The organism is Micromonospora purpureochromogenes, assembly GCF_900091515.1.
Classification (GTDB): Bacteria; Actinomycetota; Actinomycetes; order Mycobacteriales; family Micromonosporaceae; genus Micromonospora; species Micromonospora purpureochromogenes.
The window spans coordinates 4,406,105-4,428,129 of sequence record NZ_LT607410.1; the positions used below are offsets into that span (position 1 = coordinate 4,406,105).

General features: G+C 68.3%; 12 protein-coding genes and 2 pseudogenes. 11 read left to right on the top strand and 3 right to left on the bottom strand.

What is annotated here, in order from left to right; all coding sequences use genetic code 11:
* Positions 1-106 precede the first annotated feature (106 nt).
* From GA0074696_RS20355 to GA0074696_RS20365, 3 genes are read left to right on the top strand one after another with little or no spacing between them, the layout of a single operon-like run.
* Positions 107-1,399, top strand: coding sequence for an AAA family ATPase (locus tag GA0074696_RS20355; RefSeq protein ID WP_172894358.1), 1,293 nt, complete (start codon positions 107-109; stop codon positions 1,397-1,399).
* A complete protein-coding gene (locus tag GA0074696_RS20360) occupies positions 1,389-2,342 on the top strand; it encodes a hypothetical protein (RefSeq protein WP_088962574.1) in 954 nt (317 codons plus the stop codon). Before GA0074696_RS20355 ends, GA0074696_RS20360 begins: the two co-directional genes overlap by 11 nt.
* A 10-nt stretch (positions 2,343-2,352) precedes the next feature.
* On the top strand, positions 2,353-4,011 hold the full coding sequence (locus tag GA0074696_RS20365) for a DUF262 domain-containing protein (RefSeq protein ID WP_088962575.1): 1,659 nt from the start codon (positions 2,353-2,355) through the stop codon (positions 4,009-4,011).
* On the opposite strand, the gene pglW is transcribed toward GA0074696_RS20365, so the two are convergent.
* From pglW to GA0074696_RS20380, 3 genes are all read right to left on the bottom strand, one after another.
* A complete protein-coding gene (pglW, locus tag GA0074696_RS20370) occupies positions 3,999-8,324 on the bottom strand; it encodes a BREX system serine/threonine kinase PglW (RefSeq protein WP_088962576.1) in 4,326 nt (1,441 codons plus the stop codon). The genes GA0074696_RS20365 and pglW overlap by 13 nt on opposite strands.
* A gap of 207 nt (positions 8,325-8,531) precedes the next feature.
* Entirely contained in the window at positions 8,532-9,509 is a 978-nt protein-coding gene (locus GA0074696_RS20375) for a phosphotransferase (protein WP_088962577.1), read from the bottom strand.
* A complete protein-coding gene (locus tag GA0074696_RS20380; protein ID WP_088962578.1) occupies positions 9,509-10,882 on the bottom strand; it encodes a tetratricopeptide repeat protein in 1,374 nt (457 codons plus the stop codon). Before GA0074696_RS20380 ends, GA0074696_RS20375 begins: the two co-directional genes overlap by 1 nt.
* Positions 10,883-11,083: 201 nt before the next feature.
* On the opposite strand from GA0074696_RS20380, the pseudogene GA0074696_RS20385 reads away from it, so the two are divergent.
* The 8 genes and pseudogenes from GA0074696_RS20385 to fxlM all read left to right on the top strand — a co-directional run.
* Positions 11,084-11,407 (top strand): annotated as a pseudogene (locus GA0074696_RS20385) (IS3-like element ISAar46 family transposase); the annotation flags it as partial.
* Between the two features lie 223 nt (positions 11,408-11,630).
* Positions 11,631-12,899, top strand: coding sequence for an IS110 family RNA-guided transposase (locus GA0074696_RS20390; RefSeq protein ID WP_088962580.1), 1,269 nt, complete (start codon positions 11,631-11,633; stop codon positions 12,897-12,899).
* Between the two features lie 73 nt (positions 12,900-12,972).
* A pseudogene (locus GA0074696_RS20395) lies at positions 12,973-14,049 on the top strand (transposase); the annotation flags it as partial.
* A gap of 541 nt (positions 14,050-14,590) precedes the next feature.
* Positions 14,591-14,836 carry a hypothetical protein gene (locus GA0074696_RS20400; RefSeq protein ID WP_088962582.1) on the top strand — a complete coding sequence of 82 codons (246 nt, stop codon included), beginning with the start codon at positions 14,591-14,593 and terminating at the stop codon, positions 14,834-14,836.
* A 458-nt stretch (positions 14,837-15,294) separates the two neighbouring features.
* Complete coding sequence (locus GA0074696_RS20405; protein WP_088962583.1) at positions 15,295-15,453, top strand: FxLD family lanthipeptide; 159 nt, start codon at positions 15,295-15,297, stop codon at positions 15,451-15,453.
* A gap of 118 nt (positions 15,454-15,571) precedes the next feature.
* Positions 15,572-18,646: a lantibiotic dehydratase gene (locus GA0074696_RS20410; RefSeq protein WP_088962584.1), complete on the top strand. Its 3,075-nt coding sequence runs from the start codon at positions 15,572-15,574 to the stop codon at positions 18,644-18,646.
* The gene (locus GA0074696_RS20415; RefSeq protein ID WP_088962585.1) at positions 18,643-19,935 is read left to right on the top strand and encodes a lanthionine synthetase C family protein; all 1,293 of its coding nucleotides are present in this window, start codon (positions 18,643-18,645) and stop codon (positions 19,933-19,935) included. The genes GA0074696_RS20410 and GA0074696_RS20415 overlap by 4 nt, the downstream gene beginning before the upstream one ends.
* 14 nt (positions 19,936-19,949) lie before the next feature.
* Positions 19,950-22,025: a methyltransferase, FxLD system gene (gene fxlM, locus GA0074696_RS20420; protein WP_088962586.1), complete on the top strand. Its 2,076-nt coding sequence runs from the start codon at positions 19,950-19,952 to the stop codon at positions 22,023-22,025.

Here is a 22,025-nt window from a genome sequence, read left to right on the forward strand (position 1 = left end):
GCTCTGGCCGCCCTGCGGAGGCCCGGCCACCCCGACGCGGTGATGCGATTACGCCACGCCACCAGCCCGTGCCCGCCGCCCGAGAAAGTCCACTATGGTGACCGCCATGGCTCTCGTCCAGATGGCTCTGGGCCGGTATCGCGGCTTCGCCAAGCGCCAGGTCATCGCTCTCGCCCCGCTCACGGTGATCCTCGGCCGCAACAACTCCGGCAAGAGCGCCTTGGTCCGCGCTCCGCTCATCCTGAGCACCGGCATCCTCACGGCAGCATCGGAGCCGCTCAACCTGGATCCGCTCGGCGAGGAGATGATCGATTCCTTCACCGATCTGGTGAACGGATCTCGAGTCCATCGAGGGTCGATCGAGGTCGAACTGGAGGTAGGCACCCAGCTCGGGGCCATCAGGGTCACGGCGACAGTGTTACACCTGAGCGACCACCACACCGAAGTCGTGGAAAGCCTCGAATTGAGCGTCGGCGGATCAAATATCTGCCAGTTGGAGTGGGAGCTCGACGATCCCCCGAAGCATCCGCTCACCTACACGGTCGCGGCCGGTGACGAGGCGTGGACCAGGGTCCCGATAGCATTCCACGGGCTTCTGCCACGCCGCCCCGAGAATTGGCCCGGCGTTCCGCCTGAAGTCTCGCGTGCGGTGCACGACGCGACTGTCGCGTTTTTCGGCGCCTTTCCGGCTGTTAGGTATCTCGGACCGTTCCGAGAACGGCCCCGACGCCGCTATCGGCTGCCCGGCCGGTGGACCTCCGAGGTGGGCATCACCGGCGAGAACACCGCCGGCATCCTGGCCGATGATCAATTACGGCGTGAGGGCCGCCTGCTGGATCAGGTCAACACCTACGTGAAGGATCACCTACCGGGCTGGCGCGTGGACGTGGTGCCGGAAGGTGGAATGCGATCCGTGGTTCTGGTCTCGACCCGGGACGACTCGATTCGGGTGAATCTGGCCGACACCGGGACCGGGGTGGCGCAGATGCTTCCTATTCTGGTTCAGCGGGCCCTGGACGACGTCACGCCACCGAACCGGCCGGTTCTCGAGATCATCGAGCAGCCGGAGTTGCACCTGCATCCCGCCGCGCACGCAGACCTGGCGGAGTTGTTCCTTGCCGCAGTCCGCAAACGCAAGTCCACCCAGTTCCTCATCGAAACGCACAGCGAAACATTCCTGCTCCGACTGCGTCGGCACATCGCGCAAGGACTGGACCCGGCGACAGTCGCTGTCTACTTCGTCGAGCAGGAGGACGGTGTGTCCTCTGCCCGCCGGATCAACATCGACGAGAGCGGCAACCTCGATTACTGGCCGGAGGGCGTCTTCGCCGAGGACTTCGAGGAAACCCGGGAGTTGGCCCGGGCACAGCGGACGAGGAGGGCCGCCGATGCGGGTTGAACTAGCCCCGGAGATCTTCACCGCCGCTGATCCCGAGCCTCATCACATCGCCGCCGCCAGCAAGCTGCTGGCCGCCTTCGACGAGCGCCGACACGACTGGATAGTCGACATCGAGATCGTCGACAACATCGCCGAGTATCTCCACAAGCACCACCCGACCCTGGCCGAAATCTACTTCGACCTGGCCCAGAAAGCCTCCGTCAAGAGCCTGGCGTGGACCGGCACCGCGCAGCGAGGCGGGGTGCTCTTCGTCGAGCGCGAGCAACTTCCCGAGCACGCGTCCGACCTGACCCGCGCCGCCGTTGTGGTCATCGAAAACATCCCGGGCGACAAGTCCTTCCTTCAGACGGTCATCCACGCGTTCCGTGCCCACCGCATTCAGCAGGCCCTCGAAAGCAGGTGGGCCGAGTTCCGGCACAGCGGCGGCTCCGGGTCGATGCCGGCTGTCGCGGAGGAGGAGGCCGGCCACTTTCACCACACCGTTCGAGTGGTCGCGATCTTCGACAGCGACTCGCTGACACCGGACCATGAGGGCCCCAACCGCCCGAAGGCCAGCGACCTCATCGAGAAGGGCATACCGGCGCACGTGCTACTTCTGCGGGAGGCAGAGAACTACGCGCCCAACCTCGTGCTCGCCAACATCGGCAAAAGGGGCGAAGCCGAGCTTCGGGTGCAACACCTTGAGCGGCTCGTCCCCCGCCAGCGCGCCCACTTCGACATGAAGAAGGGCTTCACTAGACCGGAGAAGGCCGAACAGAAGGGCTTCTTTGACGACCTCGACGCTGACACCCGGCGCGTTCTGCATCCCGGGTTCGGCGGCAAGGTGCTGGAGCAGATGTTCGAGATGCGGCACGACCTCTGCGCGGCGGACTTCGAGGCGATGGACCCCGACGCGGCAGAGGATCTGCGGAAGCTGCTGGCGCTCATCGAAAGCCTGATCTAGGAGTGCTACAGTGACCGATTTCGACGAGCAGGGCGTAGTCCGGCCCGAGGTTGTGCTGCTGGAGACGCTGCTCGATGACATCGCCGCCGGTCGCCTACGCGTCCCCCGCTTCCAGCGCCCCTTCGTTTGGGAACCACATCAGATGCTGGAGTTGTTCGACAGCATCGAGCGCGGGTACCCGATCGGCAGCATCCTGATCTGGGAGACCACCACAGAGGTACCGAGCCTCGATACTGTCGCCGGGATCGACATCCCCCCGCCTCCGACCGACCGCACTGTCTCCTACCTGCTCGACGGCCACCAACGCCTGTCCACACTCTTCGGGACCCTGATCAAGCGCCCCGCACCGGCCGGCCCGGACGACCTGCAGTGGCACATCTTCCGCCAGCTGGGCGAGAGTGCCGAAACACGACGTCTCCGTTTCCGGCACGCTTCGCATGCCGGCCAAAGTGTCGCGACGGCCAACGGGGACCTTCTGCCATTGCAGGCGCTCTTGCGCACCATGGATTTCCTTGCGTATGCGCGAGCAGTGACACGCAATCCGAAGATCGCGGACGAGGCTGACGCTCTGATCGACGAAGCTGAGTGGCTTGCGCAACGCATCAAGTCCTACAAGATTGCAGTGATCCGTCTGATCGGCGGCGACCTCACCCATGCTGTTGAGGCGTTCACCCGGCTAAACAGCGGCGGTCGGCGCATTGAACCGCACGAGTTCGTGTCAGCGCTGACCTACCGATCCACCGACGAGAGCCTGACCGACCGCATTGACGCCCTTCGGCACAACATCGCAGCCAGTGGATTCGGCACCGTAGACTCCCGCCTGCTGTTTCGGACCTTCCTCCAGATCGGAGGCGGTCCCCAGGCGGCGGGGCTCACCAGATGGCAGGAGATCGCCACGCTGCTGGAGGGGCGACTCGACGAGATCGCCGAACGGACGAACCTGGCTCTGGCGCGCGTGGTTCAGTTCCTACGGTACGAAGCCGGGGTTCCCCATTGCCTTCTACTTCCGGACGGCGGACAGCTGGTGTCGCTGGCAACCGCCTATGACCGCACTCCGGAGCCGAGTCGTGAGACGACGGAATCCCTCGTCCGCTGGTTCTGGCTGACCTCGTGGACCGGCGAGATGTGGCTACCGTTCGGCAAACGCCATGAGTCGATCGTCGCGGAGATGTCTACCCCGAGCTTCGCCTCCGCGAGAGCGGATCGGGCGGTCGCTCCACCGATCCAGCCTTTGCCGGACCGCTTCTCTCGTGATTCCCCCAGGGTTCGCGCCTACCTGCTGTGGGAGCTCAGGGAATTCGGCCGTCGCCTGGATCTCGACGGCTCGGTGATCGATGCGGTCGACCTCTACGTCCGGTCTGGGCACGCGGCGTACCGTCGGATCATGGCCAGCGGCTCGGACAGCCCCGCCAATCACCTTCTGCTGCCCGGCGCCAAGTCTGTGTCGCTGGTGCAGGACTTGGTTGACCTGCCCCCTCGAACCCTTCGTGAGGTGGTGACGAGTCACGGCATCCCCATCTCGGCGCTGACTCGCCTGCTGGCCGGCGACGCTGAGGGGTTCGTCAATGAGCGCCGGGCCTTCCTCGCCGCCAGTGAACGGGCCTTCATGCACAGCATGGGAGTGAAGGTGCCGCCCGTTCATCCCTCAGGCGTCGACTACGAGGCCTGACGGCTGCGGTGCTTGTTGTCGGCCCACTCGTCGGTAAGGGTGATCCACTCGTCAGGCGGGACGGCGACGACCGTGTGATCCAGCCGCGGCAACTGGCTCGGGTCCTCGGCCGGGCAAAGCACCCAGACCGGCCCGGCACCGTCGCGCGCGGCCTGCGCGATTTCCTCGAGAAGGCCCATCGCACGATAGCGGGCCAGCGTCGCGCCATCGTCCAGCAGAAGCGGCCGGCCGCGCTCGATCGCACCGAGCAGTTCCGGGCGCAGGCTCTGCCACGCCCGCTGGGTGAACTCGGCAAGCTTGAGGGCATCGCGCGAGTTCGGGTCTGCGGCATCCGCGGAAAGCACCTTTCGCCAGGTCGGCTTCGACCGCGCGCTGACAAGTCGGCGCAGGTGCACGAGGAAGCGTGCCGTTACCGAGACATGCTGCGCAGCGAAACGGCCGACGAGCGCATCAACGGCTGGGCGCACCCGGTCCGTGCGTACCGTCAAGGCCCGGAAGCCGGTCTCCTGACCGGCTGAACCCAACCGCTGCTCGGCGCGGATCGCCTCGGCGAGGGTCGGCTCGTCCACCGTCCACGGCGACGCCGACGTGGCCGTTGAACGCCTGCGCACTGAGGTCGCGAGCACCGACGAGCCCTCGGTCTTGCGCCGCCGGTATCCGCTGCCCCGCCAGGTCAGATCGAACCCGGCCGCGGTGAGCAGGTGATGAAGGGCGGGGTGTTCGGGCAGCGGCGGCAGCTCCGGAAAGCGGGCGCGGACACGCTCCTGGATCTGAAGCGGAGTCAGCCCCGGGTCATCACCTTCGCCGAACTGGGCGGGAACGACACCTGCCTGCGAAAGCCGCAGCGCGCGCACCGGGTCGAGGTCGCGCGGGTAAATCTCAAGGCGAGGCGAGGCCGCGGCGACTCCAGATGCGGCGGCGGCGAGGTGGACCGTACGCCGATCACCCAGATTGATGCCCACCTTGGTGCCCTTGGTGCCCACCGCGCTCAGCTCGCGCAGGACTGTCGCAGGGCTCGGCAGCACTTCCTGCCCGGCCAGCCGCTGGGCGACCTTGCCGAGGGCATCGGCGTGGTCGAGCAGGGCCGGAGCCGCCGGCGTGTCGGTCGGATCGTCCGGACCGACCTCCAAGGCGACCAGCAGCAGCTCGCCGTGGCGCCGGGTGAGGAAACGGGGCTCCTCCGCCGGGTCGATCTCGATCGCGGCGCGCACCACTGCCAGGCTCATCGCCGCACGCAGCCCCTCGTCCGATGCGGAGGAGCCACGCCGAGCCAGCAGATGCGCCGCGAGTTCGGCAACGCTCGCCACCCTGCCGTTGGCCGCGAGCAGGTCCACGAGTTCGTCGTAGACGCTGCGGATCAAGGGATCGGAACGCCACCGCTTGCGCTGGTCCATGAGGATCTGCGCGATCCGGCCCGGTGTCACCTCGAGGCGTGCGGCGACAGCCGGCTGCTGCGGCCACGACGGCAGGCCGGGAAGCACGCCAGCCGCGTCCGGCAGGCGCAACAGCAACCGGACGGCTTCCACCTCCGTATGGTTTCGCCCGCGGGCTCGCGGAGCCAGGCGGGCCACGACTCCGTCCAGACCGATGCGGGCGAGTTCCCTCCTGTTGGGCTCGTTCGTCCCGCTGGCGGGCTTGGGCTCAGCCTCGACTGTGGGGACCGGCGTCAGCTCCTGCTCGTGCAGCCTGGTTCGCCACTGCTTGAGACGCTGCTGCAGCTCGCCGCGGGTCTTGGCGCCGAGCCCGGGCAGGGTGAACAGGTCCTTGGAGCCCAGTGCCAAGAGTTCACCGACGGTATGTGCATTGAGCCGGTGCGCAGCGGAGACTGCACGGAGAGTCAAGCCGGAGGCCTCGAGCACGGTGACACGCGTCGCCCGCCCGGCGGCTGCGTCGCGCTCTTGCGCCGTATCTTCATCTTCGGGGTGCACGGATCCGACGGGCGCGGTCCGGTCGGAACGGCGGAAGACCTGCTGCCACTCGGCGCGCATTTCGCGCAACGTGGGGAAGCGGCGCTTTGCGTCGCGGTCGAGCGCACGGGAGAAGAAGGCGACGAGGCCTTCACGAATTGCTGAGTCGAACGCTTCGACCGCCAGCGTCGGTGGCCCTTCGGTGAATCGGACCTCGGTGCTGCCGTCTCCCCACATAGGCAGTTCACCGGAGGCCATCTCGTGCAGAGTGACCGCGACCGCGTACCACTCGGCGTGGTCGTCGTACACGGGCCGGTTCGGCGTGCCGAGAAAGGGGTCGAGGTAGCCAGGAGTGCCGGCCTCGACCTCCGTCACCGCAGCTGCTGACAACGAGAAGTCGAAGAGCACTAGTTGCCGGGTGCGATTCTTGCGGACTCGGATGGCGATGTTGTCCGGTTTGATGTCGCGGTGGTAGACGCCCTCGCCCTGCAGATGGTCCACGGCGTGGAAGAGGTAGTCGGAGTATGTCTCCAGCTCGTCAACGGTGAGCCGGCCGTCCTCACGCAGTTTGCGGGCAACCGTGACCGATCCGGCGTGTTCGAGGACGATCATCGTTCGCGGGGGAATCTCGATCGGCTCCTCGCGAGCGAGGCGGATGACACCGGAATCCTGGCTAATTCCTCGCAGCACCCGGGCCTCGTGTTCCAGCCGAGTGCGCTTTTCGTCGGAGAGCGCGACCTTGAGGACCTCCTCGGCTCCGGTCTGCAGGTTCTCCGCCAGGAAGGCACGCGAGGTCGAGCCAGTGCCGAGCTTCTGCTTGATCTTCCAGTCGGACACCACGTCACCGGGGCGTGCCTCGAGCAGGTCGATTGCCTGCACCGGCTCGACGGCCGGTGCAGTCAGCTCCTCCTCGACGCATACGAGCAGGTCGAGCACCTCGGCGACAGTGGCCAGCCGCCGAGCTGGAACAGGGGCCGTCGCGGCTTGGACCAGCTCGTCCATGAATTCGGAGACCGAGTCGGCATCGGCCGACGGACGCAGGCCGTTCTCCTTCGCCAGTCGCGTCATCAGCTCAGCCCGGCTGGTCGCTGGCGCTTTGCCGGAAAGCAGCAGATAGGAGAGGGTTCCGAGGCCGAAGACGTCGAGAGCGATCGGGTCCGTCTCGGCCAAGTTCAACTCGGGCGCGAGATAGGCTTCGGCCGATCGCTCCAGGTGGGCCCCCTCACGGGTCGCGGTCGCCGCGATCCCCGACCCCCCGCTGGTCGACTCGCTCTCCCGGACGGCCGCCTGCCAGTCACTGATCTGCAACTGCGGGTCGGCCCACGGATTCTCGCCCGCCGTACGTGCCCGTCCAGGCTTGACCAGAACGCTGCGCGCCGCAAGCGCTCGGTGGTAAAGCTTGCGCCCGTGCGCGTACGCCATCGCCTCGGCGAGCTGACGGATCATGTCGAGCCGGGTGCCAATCTCCAGCTTCTCGCCGTACTGGGCCATGAAATGGTCCAGACGCATCGCCTGATGGTCGTGCCGGAAGATCAGCGCGGGTCCGCCCTCGTGCGGTTCCATACCGTCGACCTGCACGATGCCAGGATGGCTGATGCCGTGCAGCGCCAGCATCTCGCGACGGGCGGCGCGCTCGATGCTGGCCCGCACCGTCTTCGCGGAGTTGCGCTCTACGAGGTAGATCCGGACGCGCCGCTGCTCCTTCGGAAACTGCGTGTGCCTGGCCAGGTGGTCCTGCCAGGTCGGGCCGACGTCCCACGGCTTGCCATCGAGTTTCCAGGAACCGACTTGGTAGTACCGGCGGCTGCGGCCGACGCCCACCCCGTCCAACAGCTTGCCGAGTGCACGCGATGCTGCCGCGGTGAGCTGACGTTGCGGCTCGTCACGCGGTGTGCGGCCGAGTAGACCCGACCAGACTCCCGGCAAGGCTGCCGATTCAGCCGATGCCTGCTCCGGACCGAAAACCCAGTGCAGTTGGTGCGCGTCCAGCGCCACTTGCAGACTGGGAACCGAGAGGAAGACCGCACCCTGGATGAAGGGAATACGTTCCTTACCGCCGGATCGGTGGACCTGTGCGGTCAGCAGCGAGCGCAGGCGCTTCGCCTTGCTGTCAGCCAGATGCAGAGGGTTGTCGAACGTACGCACCGATTGGTTGTTGAGCATCCAGGTGGAACCGCTGTTCCAGAGCCGGCCGTGCAGACTCTTGACCTCGATGAGGTAGATGCCACCCGGCGCCACAACGAGGAGATCCACCTCGTGCACGTGACCGGTCTCGGCCGTAAAGGTAAAGTTTGACCAGGCACGATAGGGCTCAGAGTCCGGTAGCAAGCCGCGAATGTGTTCGAGCGCTTCCCGCTCATGCTCGAACTGCGACGGAGTAACCGTGGTCCAGCGCCCCTCCTGCATGGCGTCAGGCTAGCCGGTCGCCGTCGGACAGCAGGGAACGCCACCAGCCATCGACGCTGCGCACCAGAGAGCCAGCTCAACGTACGTCCCACCGATAGGGTGACGTTCGGTTGATGCCGCATCGTTGGGGAGGCTGCGCCGGGCACGCTCGCACAGCTCCTGGGCCGCCCTCTGGCGATGGCTGATTCCGCCTCGTCACCCCAGTCACTACCGGTAGCGACGCCATGTGGCCTTGAGGTCTTCCGAGAAGAGTGACCGAAGCCTATGGGCCAGCTCGTGGGCTACGTCGGGACGGCCAGCGAGCGCGTCGATGGTACTGGTAACTAACTGCAGCTCCCGTACTCGGCGAAGGATCGGCCAGCCCGCCCACTTGGTGATGTCGGCCCCGTAGGCATCAACGAAGTTCCGATAGTCGGCGGCTGAGCGCCCGAAGCGGGTAGCTCCGTGGGCGGTCGGTACGAGGTCCCACTCCCTCGGACCGATGCACATCCCGTCCAAGTCGCAGAGCAGAGGCTCCGGGCGAGCGGCCGCACCATCACCTGGTGCCGGCAGGAGGATGTTCCCGGTGTGCGCGTCCCCGTGGATGACGCCCGGCGGCAGCCGCCACACGACCCGATCGAGATCCTCTTCTACCTCGTCGCAGCGCAGGTGAAGATCACGCAGCAGGTCAGCAACCGGGATCCCCAGTTCTGTCCTCGACCATTGTTCAAGCTCGCCGGCTTCCTTGGGTGGTAGCGCTGCGGCAGCATCGAGGCGCCGGCGAAACTTCTCGATCGGCGACCAGCGGGGCAACGGTACATCGAGCCCGTCAAGGCTGTGGAGCGCACGGAGTGGCGCAGCGAGGTCGACCGGCATGGGCTCGTCGTTGGCGGTCGGGACGTACTGCCATGCGGTGGCGACCCAGTCCCCGCTGAAGACCGGCTGAGACGTCACCCCGGAGGCCAGCCGCACGGTAGGCATGCCAACCTGCTCCAGAGACGCCGCGACCGACACCACCCGGCGGGCGAGCGTCGCAGCATGGGGACCGGCGGCAAGTCTGATCACGAACGGCGGCGCCACGAACACCGCGTTCATCGTGTACTTGACGAGGCTGGCACTCTCCGGGTCGACGCCGATCTGAGCACAGACCTCGTTCAAGTGCCCACGGATCTCCGAGGCGACAGCATCGCTAAGTGCGGTGGTCATCAGACCGCCTGAAGCTCCGCGATCCGGCTGCCGAGAGCAGCGAGCGCCGGTTCCCGCTCGGCCTGCGGCGCGGCAAGCTCCCACAGTGCGTTCAGACGATCGTTGACGCGAGCCGATCGCATGCCGTCCGCCACCAGCCCGACCGCCTTCATCCCGTACTCGCCAGCGGTAGCGAGATCACCGGCCAGGATACTCGCGGTGGCGACCGAGATGGTGTCGAAGATGAAGGACCGGCGATCTTGCGGGCGGCGAAGACGCACCGCCTGGTGGGAATGCTCAGCGGCTCGGTCTACGTAGCGGACGTGCTCCGGGTGCCGGGCCAGGGCGGAATAGACGACGGCGGAGATTCCGTGTACCTCTGCCTCGGTCAGGGCGAAGTGGGTCCAGGCCGGCGCGCTGTCCAGATCTGCCTGATCAAGCTCACGTCGTGCCCGGGTCAGGCTATCCACGACCTGATGGTCGGCGCCCAGGAGCGCGTAGGCCCACGCGGAGTTGGCGTGGAGCATGCCGACGCTGGCATGGCAGCCGGCTTGCTGTGCTGCGAGCTGGCCGAGACCGAACAGTTGCAGCGCTTCGGCCGGCTGTTCCTGGTGCAGACTGACCCGCCCCAGGCGATACAGCGAGTTGGCCAGCAGCGGCAGCGCGTCGGTCTGCCGCGCCAGGACGAGGCTTTGGGTGAGGTGCCGGCGCGCCATGTCGTGATCGTCGAGGTCGTGCGCCACCCAGCCAACGAGGTTGTGTAGCTCCGCGAGGGAGGCCCGCAGCTCGTTAGCAACCAGATCGGTGCACTTCATCTGCAGGAGCTGCGTCGCCCAGGCCACGTACCCACGTGCGGATTGCAGGCAGCGGCCTCCTCCGGCTGCCGCATCGAGCCGGCGGTGGAAGGCGGTCACGGCACGGACGGTGGCCACTTCGTCCTGGCCGACGGCGGCCGGAACGGCAACCTCGTGCGAGTTGGGTAGCCACCGCTCTACGCCGGCGGGTATGGCGCCTACCGCGATGCTTGCGACGACGCCGAGCAGCTCGCGGGGATCGAGGGGCGCGGCGACGCAGGCTGGGTTGAGCGATGCCCCTTGCCGGTGGTGAAGCGCCTGCTCGTCGAGGGCGAGCCCCATGTAGTGGCGCGGAATGCACAGTCCCTCGACGATGCGCTCCAGCACGGCGTAGTCGGTGACTATGCGGCGGCCCGCAGCAATCTCCGAGACTCGACTGGCACCCAGACCGGTTGCGCTCGCGATGGCGGACCAGCTGAAGCCGCGTTCCTTGAGGAAGCCGAAGACCGCGCCGATGTCGTGGCGAGCAAGGTGTACCCGTATGGCGACGTCGCGGTAGGTGCCCTCGTGCCACCACTGCGGCCTGACGACCCGCTGCATGGATTGTCACTCCTTCCCACCGCGGTTACTGCGCACAGTAGTCGGCCGTGTGCGAGATGTCCGCCCTACCGCAGCCATACCCTGGGTGTCAGGGTTGGGTGAGACCAGGGGTTCAGAGCAAGTAGCCCTCCCGGGGCGAGGATGGATCTTCTCTCGATGACGATTTCCAGCGCGCAACTGTCCGTCGGGCACGATGGGGCCATGACGAGTGAGGGACCTCGCGCAGATCGGCCACGGCGGCGGTCGTTTCCTCCGGCGGAGAAGCTGCGGCTGCTCGCCGGATACGAGCAGGCCGTCGCCGAGGGTGACGGCAACGGGTATCTGCGCCGTAACGGCTTGTACTCGTCGCTGATGAGTGAGTGGCGCCGCGCCCGTGACGCTGGTCTGCTGGAGGGGAAGAAGCCCGGTCAGAGCGTCGGGCGGCCGAGTGGGGAACAGGCCGAGATCGCTCGGCTGCGCCGGGAGTTGGAGCTGGCGAACCGGAAGATCGCCCGGACCGAGGCGGCGTTGGACATCATGGGAAAAGTTGCTTCCTGCCCTGTGGGCGGGCCCGTTCCGGGCTGAAAATGGGTGTGGTCGCCCGCCGACTCCGTGTGCGCTTGGTCTTTGAGGCCGTGGAAAAGTCGGGTGCGGGGAGCTGCGCCATGGGCCCTTCACTGTTGCTTCGAGCACGCGGATCAGCTTCGCCTTCGTCTTCAGCAGCTCCTGCGGGCGGCCTCTCGTGAACGTCGAGGGTGGGGAGGACCGGGTGTTGGAGTCGACTCAGAACAACGAGGAGATCATCGAGCGGATCGCGGCGCTGGACATCGGCAAGGCAGAGTTGGTGTGTTGCGTGAGGGTGCCTGGCCAAGGGCCGGGGGGCCGACGGCGGCAGGAAGTGTCTACACACTCCACGATGACCCGGTCGTTGCTGGTGATGGCGGACCGGCTTCACGAACTGGGTGTCACCAGGGTCGTGATGGAGTCGACCTCGGACTACTGGAAGCCGGCGTTCTACCTGCTCGAGGCGGCCGGGTTCGACACGTGGCTGGTCAACGCCAAGGACGTCAAACATCTGCCGGGGCGTCCGAAGACGGACCGGCTGGACGCGGTCTGGCTGTGCAAGGTCGCCGAACGGCAGATGATCCGGCCGAGTTTCGTTCCCCCGGCACCCATCCGGGAACTGCGGGACCTGACCCGGTACCGGGTCGATCTGATCTCCACGCGCACCGCGGAACGCAACCGGGTCGAGAAACTACTCGAAGACGCGCAGATCAAGTTGAGCGTGGTGGCCAGCGACATTTTCGGGTTGTCCGGCCGAGACATGATGGCCGCGTTGATCGCCGGACAGCGAGATCCGAAGGCCCTGGCCCAGATGGCCCGTAGCCGGCTCCGCACGAAGATCACACAGTTGGAAGAGGCGTTCGTTGGGCGCTTCACCGACCACCACGGGTTCCTGCTCGCCAAGATGCTGGCCCGTGTCGACGCGATCACCGCGGATATCGCCGACGTGGACCAGCGGATCGAGGAACAGATCGGCCCGTTCATCGATGCCGGTCGGCGGCTGGACGAGATCCCCGGCGTCGGTCCGGCCACCGCCCACGTGATCATCTCCGAGATCGGCGTGGACATGAGCAGGTTCCCGACTCCCGCCCACTTGGCGTCGTGGGCCCGCTTCGCCCCGGGTGTGAAGGAATCCGCTGGCAAGAAGAAGGGCGCCGGATTCACCGGGCACGGTAATCCCTACCTGGCCCGGGTACTGGGCGAGGCCGCAGTCGCCGCCGGCAAAACCGACACCTTCCTCGGCGAACGCTACCGGCGCATCGCCAGACGCCGTGGCAACCGGCGCGCCATCGTCGCTGTCGGCCGATCCATCCTGACCGTCGTCTGGCACCTGCTGGCCGACCCGACGACCAGATTCACCGACCTCGGTTCAGCCTTCTACGACACCCGCGTCAACCCCGAACGCCGCAAACGCAACCACGTCCGCCAACTCGAAGCACTCGGTTACACCGTCACGCTCGCGTCAGCCGCCTGACCAGCCATCTCGTGATCCATCCCGGCTCCGCCGGGACGCTGACGCCTGCCCACTCACGGTTCATTTTCGGATCAGCACACGCGCTCTTGGCCGAGATCTCCGAGAGCGCGGACACCGACACCAAGCCGACCAAGCCCTGACCGACGCCCACACCCAGTTGCTCGCCGCTGCGACGTCGACCCGCAGTGCGGCCCGGCTGACCGGGATCGCCCGCAGCACCGCCCACCGACGCGCCCGCACCCCTGGTGGGTGTGCGCCAGCGTCGCGGCCGGCGCCGGTGAACCGACTGTCCGACGCTGAACGCGCTCACGTTTTGGCGGTGCTCGACAGCGACCGGTTCGTCGACACCACCCCGACCGAGGCGTTCGCGACGCTGCTCGACGAAGGCGTCTACCTGGCCTCGATCTCCACCCTCTACCGCATCCTGCGCACCAACGATCAGGTCGTCGACCGGCGCCGCCAAGCCCGCCACCCCACCCGGGCCCGCCCGGAGTTGACGGCCACCGGCCCGGGGCAGGTGTTCACCTGGGACATCACGAAACTGCCTGGCCCGACCAAGGGCGCGTACTACGACGCCTACGTCATGATCGATATCTGGTCGCGGTACATCGTCGGGCACCACGTCGCTGCCAGAGAGAGCGCCGAGACCGCCCACGACTTCATCACCGAGGTCATCGCCGTGCACGGCGTCCCGCAGGTCGTGCACGCCGACCGCGGCACCTCGATGACCTCCAAACGCGTCGCGACGCTGCTGGCCGACCTCCACGTCACCCGATCGCACTCCCGCCCCCGCGTGAGCAACGACAACCCATTCTCCGAAGCCGCGTTCAAGACCGTGAAGTACCACCCCACGTTCCCCGAACGCTTCGGATCCCTGGCCGACGCCCGCGCGTACTGCGACACGTTCTTCGGCTGGTACAACCACGAACACCACCACACCGGCATCGGTCTGCACACCCCCGCCGACGTCCACTACGGCCACGCCGCGACCCAACAAAAGCAACGCGAGCAGGCCCTCGACACCGCCTGGACCGCCCACCCCGAACGCTTCTCCCGCCGACCCAGACCGAAAACGCTGCAACTGCCCGACGCCGTCTGGATCAACCCGCCCAAACCAGCAACCGATCAACCACTACCCCAAGCGGCGTAACACCCACTGGTCTCACCGGCCTTGACAAGTACCGATACGGCCCGCCGTCTCACCGTGAGAGCCCCACCATGAGGCGCTCACCACTGGCTAGCTGGGCGACAGCAACATCGGCCAGGGTCCTTGGCATGCCAGTTCGACGCCACTACCACCGCCAGGTTCTCGTGCAGGGCCCGGGAGCCGGGGCTGAGCAAGCTCCGGTGCCGACCCCGGCGGAAGGTAGCAACGGCCGTCAGGAGGCTGGCCCGGACGGGTTCGGGGTGAGTGCTGAGCATGAGGCCCGCTCGCCTCGGACCAGTGCGCGGTCGGAGAGCACGCAGGCGTTGACCCGAGACGTCGGCCGCCCTCCCGCCCGCGCTCACCGGAGGTCCGAGTCGCTCGGGATCGCCGTCCCCCGTGCCTTCCCGGGCCAGACCGCCGGTGCCGTGGTGGCGTGCCGGTGCCCTCGCGCGCCGGCACGCCATCGCGGACAGCTCCGTCAGCAGCAGCTCTCACGGGCAGCAGGTCCCTATCGCTGTGCACCGCCTCTCTGCGGGAGCAATTCATGACGAGGGAGCACCTGAAGGTTCCGCGCCGGTTCGCGTTGGTGCGCTATCCGGACGGCGATGACAGCCGAGTGATTGTCGCCTGGGGTATCGAGCTGCCCGACGGATCCGCCGTCTCGGTGAGCATCAACGACGAGGCGGTCGCCGTCTGCAGCAGAGCTGCGCATTGCGAACTCATCCACAGTGCGGAGCTGATCTGGATCGATGACGCGACCGGTGACGTGGAGCTGGAGGGAACGCCGTGAAGGCCGTCGGTGTGGTCAAGAGTCAGTACGCGCAGGCCCCTCCGGACAGCGACTTCCTTGCGACCGCGCGCATGGTCCTGGACATCCACCGAGACGACAGGGGCTTCTGCCTCGGCTGCTACGTCTACTTCCGTCAGCTCAAGCCTTTCCCCTGCGAGTACTACTCCTGGGCAGCGCGAGTGCTCGCCACCTACCGGAGGCCAGCGCCTTCGGCTGGCAGAGCGCCCGCTCGCGAACGTCGGCCTGGTGACCCTCGACCCACCCCAGTCCTTCGGCTGGTACCGCCGGCAACAGGCTCCGCTTCCGACGACACGGTGGTCATCCACCGGAAGTAGCACCAGGAACGTCGGCATCTCGATCTCCGCCTGTATCGGCGGTAGCGGCGACCGTCCCAGAGGTACGGACGCCGAGCTTCATGGCGGGTCAGGGCGACCCGCGGAACCGAGAAGGAGGAACACATGGCGATCGGAACGCTGGAGCTGAGCGCGACCGGCAGCGACGACGAGTTCGACCTCGACGTCAGCCTGCTGGAGGTGGCGGACCTCGCCGGTCTGGTCAACCTGACCGACGACGGCTGCGGCAGCACCTGCACCGCCTGCACCACCAACGTCGCCTGATCAACGGGCTCCGCAAGGCCGGCCGGCGCCGCCACGAATGTCGGTGCCGGCCGGGCAACCCCTGTCTCGCCGAGGTGATCATGTGAGCCGATCCGCGCAGTCTCCCGCCTATAGATCGATGAGCACGGCGCTTGTCCGCGCCGTCGCCCATCCGGCGATCGAGCTGCCCCCGTGGCCGGACCTGACCGAACCCCGCCCCGAGCTCGTGACGTCCTGGGTCAGCTGGCTACGGCAGGTCTGGGCAATCGATGCCGTGGCCGAGGCGGTGACGCTCTCGAGTCCGGTGCTGGCGGAGCAGGTCAGCAAGCTCTGCGCGGAGGAATCCCCTTCGGTACGGGAGGCGCGGCGAACGGTCCACGCCGTTGCCCGGTACGCCCAGCGTCTGCTCGGTCGCCCCACGCCGTTCGGTCTTCTCGCCGGCGTGGCACCTGCTGTGTTCGGCTCGCGGGCACCCACCCGCTGGGGCACCGCCCATCGGGCCATCGCCCGGGCGGGCGCTGGCTGGCTCACCGACGTGATCGCCCAATTCGAACGCTGCCCCGAGCTGCTCTCCCGCCTTTCAGTGGTCGCGAACAGCACGCTGACGGTCCGCGACGACCGGCTGATCGTCCCCTACCAGCCACATCCTGGAATCGACGGGCAGCTGGGCGCGGTGGAGGTCTCCCTGCGCCATTCAGCACCGGTACGCGCCGCCATCGACGCGGCGCACAGCCCGATCCGCGTGGAGGTCCTCGCCTCGCAGGTCCGTGAGACGTTTCCACAGGCGTCGGCGGCAGTCGTCATGGCGATGCTCACCCAGCTGATCGCGCACGGCGCCCTCATCACGAGCCTGCACGCTCCCAGTACGGAGCCAGACGCGCTCGGGCACCTGCTGCGCCAGCTGGATGAGGTCGGCGCCGGGACAGTTACGCCCATCGCTGATTTCATGGGCTCGCTCCAGGAAGTCCATGCCGGGCTGCAGCGTCACAACTCCGCCCCGCCGGGGGATGCCCCAGCGGCCCGGCGGCTGGTCGCCTCTCGGATGCGGAGCCTCGCGCTCTCCGCGCACGAGCCGCTTGCGGTGGATCTCCGACTGGACGCCTCGGTGACGCTCCCCGACCAGGTGGCGACGGAGGTGGAACGCGCCGCGCTGGTGCTGACGCGGTTGAGCGCGTACCCATACGGCACTGCCGCGTGGCGGGCCTACCATCAGCGATTCTACGAGCGTTACGGGATCGGGTCGCTAGTGCCGGTGCGGGAGGTGGTCGACCCGGACAGCGGCATTGGTCTGCCGGACGGCTACCCGGGCAGCCCCGCCGCGGAGCCTCGCTCCCCGATCTCGCGGCGGGACGAGGTACTGCTGAGCGTGGCACAGCGTGCGGCACTGGACGGCACGATGGAGGTCGTCCTCGACGAGGCGCTGATCGCGCAGCTGGAGCTGGGCCCACAGCGGCTGCGCCTACCTCCGCACCTGGAGGCATGCGTACGCGTACAGGCTGCCGACGAGGAGGACCTCGCGCGCGGCAGGTTCACCCTCGAGGTCACCTCCGTGTCCCGGGCCGCCGGCGGGCTGACCGGCCGGTTCCTCAGTGTGCTGCGCCTGACCGACGCGGGCAGGTTGGGCGCCGGCCTAACCGACCTGCCCGCCAGTGACCGGGACACCGTCGCCGCTCAGGTGTCGTTCCCCCCGCTGGATCCCGGCACCGCGCACGTCGCGCGCGCCGTCCAGGTGCTACCGACGGTGATCAGCCTGGCTGAGCACCGGTGGCCGAGCCGCGCGGTGCTCACCGTCGGCGACCTGGCGGTGGGGTGCGACGGCCGGCGCATGTACCTCGCGGTCCCGGACCGCGGTCACCGGATCGAGGCGGTCGGCCTGCATGCGCTGAACCTGCGAACCCACACGCCGCCGCTGGCCCGGTTCCTCATCGAACTCGGGCGCGCCCAGTGCGCCCAGGTGACGGCATTCGACTGGGGCACCGCCGCTCGCGCGAAGCTGCCCTTCCTTCCCCGGGTGCGGTACGGGCGGGCGATCCTGGCCCCGGCGACCTGGCGGCTCGAGGCCGCCGAGCTGCCCGACCAACACCAACCTTGGTACGCCTGGGACGACGCCCTCGACGAATGGCGGGCTCGCCGGCGCTTACCGCGCCTGGTGCACCTGGTCGAGGCCGACCGGCGCCTGCCCCTGGATCTCGATGAGTCGGCGCACCGCGTCCTGCTGCGTACCCACCTGCTCACCGCACCGCGAGCGGTCCTCGTGGAGGCACCAGCCCCAGAGAACCTCGGCTGGTGCGGCGGCCGCCCGCATGAGGTCATCGTGGCGCTGCACGCCACCGAACCACCACCCTGGCCGCCGCTGCCCACGCCGACCCCGGCCCGCGTCATCGGACGCGACCAGGGGCAGGCTCCGGCCTCATCCCGGATCCTGCTCGCGAAGCTGTACGGAGACATCCGCCGCCAAGACCTCCTCCTGGCCGAACACCTCCCGCGGCTGATCGCCCAGTGGGACGCCCCGCCCGACTGGTGGTTCCTCCGTTTCCGCGACCCCGACCAGCACCTGCGTCTACGCATCGCTCTACCCGACGTATCCGCGTTTGGACCGGCAGCCGAGCGCATCAGCGCGTGGGCCGACGACCTGCACCGGCGTGGGCTGCTGCGGGAGGTGCAGTACGCCACCTCCTACCCGGAGACCGGGCGGTGGGGATCCGGCCCCGCCATGCAAGCCGCCGAGGCGGTCTTCATCGCCGACTCCCACTCCGTCCTGACGCAACTGCGCCAACCCGTTCGGCCCAGCCGACAGGCGCTGGTCGCCGCGCACACCGCGGCCATCGCCGTCGCCTTCACCGGCAGCGTCGACGCCGGCATGCGCTGGCTGGTCGACCACGTGCCCGCCACGGCACCCCAGCCGGTCCCCCGGCCGCTGTTCCGCGAAGCCGTCCACCTCGCCCACCCCGGCGGCGACTGGGCGACGCTTCGCGCGGCCGCCGGCGGCACCGCCATCGTCGACGCCTGGAAGAACCGCGACGTAGCCCTCGCCGTCTACCGGACTCACCTGCCCGGCCCGCACACCGACGGCATCGACGTCGACGACGTCCTCGGCTCGCTGATGCACGCGCACTACATTCGCGCGGTCGGTATCGACTTCGACGACGAGGACCAGTGCCGTTACCTCGCCCGAGCCGCCGCCCTGGCCTACTTCGCCCGGAGTCGGTCATGAGCCTCGCGTACGAAAGCCACGAGCTGGCCGTCGCGGTCGCCGACCTCCTCACTCATCCCAACGATCCCAGCCTGCCGATCCACCAACCCTGGTGGCGGCAGTCGCTCGCCCTCGGCGTACCCGGCATCGCGCTGCTGCACGTGGAGCTGGCAGCGGCGGGGCTAAGACCGTGGCAACGCGCCCATCACTGGCTGGCCGCCGCTACCAGCGGCCCGGTAACAGCGGGCGCCGACAGCCACCCCTTCCATGGCGCGCCCGCGCTGGCCCATGTCCTCGCCTGCGCCGCCGCCCACCAACCCGGCACGTACGCCCGGGCACTCGACGGCCTCGACACGGCGATTGCAGCCGACGCCCGACGCCGTGTGCACGCCGCGCACGCCCGCATCGACGCCCGCAAGCTACCGGCTCTCGCTGAGTTCGACGCGATCCGAGGGCTCACCGGAGTCGGCGCGTACCTGCTCCGCCGAGCGCCCGACGGGCCGGAACTGCGTGCGGTCTTCCAGTACCTGGTCCGGCTGACCCAGCCCCTACACCCCGATGGCGAGGTTTTACCGGGCTGGTGGACCGGTAGCAGCCCCTCCGGACGCGCCGACGCCCGGTTCCCCGGCGGTCACGGCAACAGCGGAATGGCGCACGGCATCGCCGGGCCCATGGCGCTACTGGCACTCGCCGCTCTGCACGGCGTCGTTGTCGACGGCCAGCTCACCGCCATCTCGACCATCTGCGCCTGGCTCGACCGATGGCGTAGCGACACCGACGGCGGACCCATCTGGCCGTACTGGATCACCAGGCCGCAGCTGCGGGCGGACCACGCGCAGGTTCTCCGCACCCAGCGCCCGTCCTGGTGCTACGGCACGGCAGGCCTGGCACGCGCCCAGCAGCTCGCTGCCCTCGCGCTGAACGATCCCGTCCGTCGTGCGGCTGCCGATGGCGCACTCGTCTGCGCCCTCGCCGACCTGCACCAGCTCGCTGCGACCACTGACCCCTCTCTCTGCCACGGCTATGCCGGCCTGGCCCACATCGCTCACCGCGTCGCTGCCGACGCACTGCCCGACGTCGCGGAGCATCTCCGTGCCCTGGTCCCCCGCCTTCTCGACCAGATCGGTCCGTCGGGCGCCGACCCTCGGCGCACGGCTGCCGCTCTGGTTTCCGACGCGGCACGACCAGGACTACTCGAAGGCGCTGCTGGTGTCGCCCTGGCCGCGCTGAGCTGCAGCACCGCAGCGACGGCGAGCAGTTCCTGGGATGCCTGCCTGCTCACCAACCGACCCGCCCATCCCCTGACGTGAGGACGTCGAGCCCCATGCCCACACCCGCCTGGCGGCAGTACACCGTCGAGTTCCCCACCCCATCCGCAGCCGAGGACATCGCCGCCTCCGCTTTGGCGCCCGCCCTGACCGCCGCGCAGAACGACGGCGTCCTGCACGGATGGTGGTACGTCCGGAAGTACCCCACCTGGCGGTGGCGGTACGTCGCCGACGACCCGACGTCGCACCTCGTCGAAGACCTGCTGGAGACGCTCGCCATCGAGGACGGCATCATCAACTGGACCCGCGGCGTCTACGAACCCGAGATGTTGGCCTTCGGCGGTACGGCCGGCATGCACGTGGCCCACGAACTGTTCCACCAGGACAGCCACCACCTACTGCTTCGACCTGCTGCCGCTCCAACTGTGCTGGGCAGGCGCGAATCCGCCGTGCTGCTCTGCAGCGTCCTCATGCGCAGCGCCGGCCTCGACTGGTACGAGCAGGGCGACGTCTGGGCGAAGGTCACCGAGCTGCGTCCCTCCCCCGCCATACCAGCAGAGGACCAGGCCGCCTCCCTGACCCGGTCGATCAACCGGCTCATGACTGTCGACGCCCGAAGCCTGAGCCAGCCCGACTCGGGCGGCCCACTGATGGGCTACGGCGCCTGGCTCGACGCGTTCGAGAACGCCGGCCAAGCCTTGGCTGACCTCGCGCGGCAGGGCCGCCTCCGACGAGGGCTGCGCTCAGTCCTCGCCCACCACGTCATCTTCCACGCCAACCGCATGGGCCTGTCCGTACGAGATCAGTCCACCCTCGCCGCGCTCGCGGTGAGGAACGTCTTCCACACCACCACGAGGAGCACCATGTCGACCTCAGCACCCACGCCCCCGACCACTAGCGTCGACCGGGTGACCACGCTTCGTGAACCCACCGACCTGCGAACCGAGCTCACCGACCGGCTGCGCGCTGAGAACGTCATCCGCACGCCCGCGGTCGAGGCCGCGATGCGCCGGACCCCGCGGCACCTGTTCCTGCCTGGAGTGCCTCTGCAGCAGGCTTACGTCGACGGTCCCGTCTACACCAAGACCGACGGCAGCGGCACCTCCATCAGCGCCGCCTCGCAGCCCCGGATTGTGGCGATGATGCTCGAACAACTCGACGCCCAGCCCGGCCATCGAGTCCTCGAAGCCGGCGCGGGCACCGGGTACAACGCGGCCCTCCTGGCAGCCATCGTCGGTGACAGCGGGCGCGTCGTCACGATCGACGTCGACGACGACCTCGTCGCCGGAGCCCGCGAGCACCTTGCCGCCGCCGGCGTCGCCAACGTCGAGGTCGTCCACGGCGATGGTGCGCTCGGCCACCCCGACGGCGCACCCTACGACCGGATCATCGCCACCGTCGGCGCCTGGGAAACGCCGACCGCATGGCTGGAGCAACTTGCGCCGGACGGGCGACTGGTCGTACCGCTTCGGCTCCGCGGCGCCGCATCCCGCTCGATCATCTTCGAACGGCACGCCGGCGGCTGGCGCGACAACGGCAGCGAGCTTGCGGTCTTCATGCCGCTGCGTGGCATCGGCGACGACGCCCGCCGCCTTGTCGCCCTCAGCCCGGAGCAGGACGTGACCCTGCAGGTGCACAAAGACCAGGAGGTCGACGCGGCCGCACTCGCCGGCGTACTGGACACCGAGCGGCAAGAGATGTGGACCGACGTCCTCTTCCCACCGATGGTGCCCTACGAGTGGATGGACCTCTGGCTCGCCTGCCGCCTCGACAACGCCATCATGCGGATGAACGTCCGACCCGCGAGCATCGAGCGCGGCACCGTCACCCCGATGTTTCCGTGGGGCGCGATGGCCACCACCCGCGGCGCGGACCTCGCCTACCTCACCATCCGACCCGCGCCGCCGGCCGCCGACGGCCGCAAGATGTACGAGGTTGGCGTCATCGGCCACGGGCCCGGCGGAAAAGACCTCGCCCAGCACGTCAGCGAGGAGATCCGCACTTGGGACGCGGACTACCGCTCCCGCACCGTCCGCTTCGACATCTCGGACGCGCCCGTCGAGGCGGATCCTTCGGCCGGACGCTTCGTCCTCCCCAGCTCGCACCACCCCATCACCGTCACCTGGGAGTGA

Bases quoted from the DNA above. Each gene is read 5' to 3' on its own strand.
- GA0074696_RS20355 (WP_172894358.1), top strand. From the start codon at position 107: ATGGCTCTCGTCCAGATGGCTCTGGGCCGGTATCGCGGCTTCGCCAAG.
- GA0074696_RS20360 (WP_088962574.1), top strand. From the start codon at position 1,389: ATGCGGGTTGAACTAGCCCCGGAGATCTTCACCGCCGCTGATCCCGAG.
- pglW (WP_088962576.1), bottom strand. From the start codon at position 8,324: ATGCAGGAGGGGCGCTGGACCACGGTTACTCCGTCGCAGTTCGAGCAT.
- GA0074696_RS20375 (WP_088962577.1), bottom strand. From the start codon at position 9,509: ATGACCACCGCACTTAGCGATGCTGTCGCCTCGGAGATCCGTGGGCAC.
- GA0074696_RS20380 (WP_088962578.1), bottom strand. From the start codon at position 10,882: ATGCAGCGGGTCGTCAGGCCGCAGTGGTGGCACGAGGGCACCTACCGC.
- GA0074696_RS20400 (WP_088962582.1), top strand. From the start codon at position 14,591: ATGACGAGGGAGCACCTGAAGGTTCCGCGCCGGTTCGCGTTGGTGCGC.
- GA0074696_RS20405 (WP_088962583.1), top strand. From the start codon at position 15,295: ATGGCGATCGGAACGCTGGAGCTGAGCGCGACCGGCAGCGACGACGAG.
- GA0074696_RS20410 (WP_088962584.1), top strand. From the start codon at position 15,572: ATGAGCACGGCGCTTGTCCGCGCCGTCGCCCATCCGGCGATCGAGCTG.
- GA0074696_RS20415 (WP_088962585.1), top strand. From the start codon at position 18,643: ATGAGCCTCGCGTACGAAAGCCACGAGCTGGCCGTCGCGGTCGCCGAC.
- fxlM (WP_088962586.1), top strand. From the start codon at position 19,950: ATGCCCACACCCGCCTGGCGGCAGTACACCGTCGAGTTCCCCACCCCA.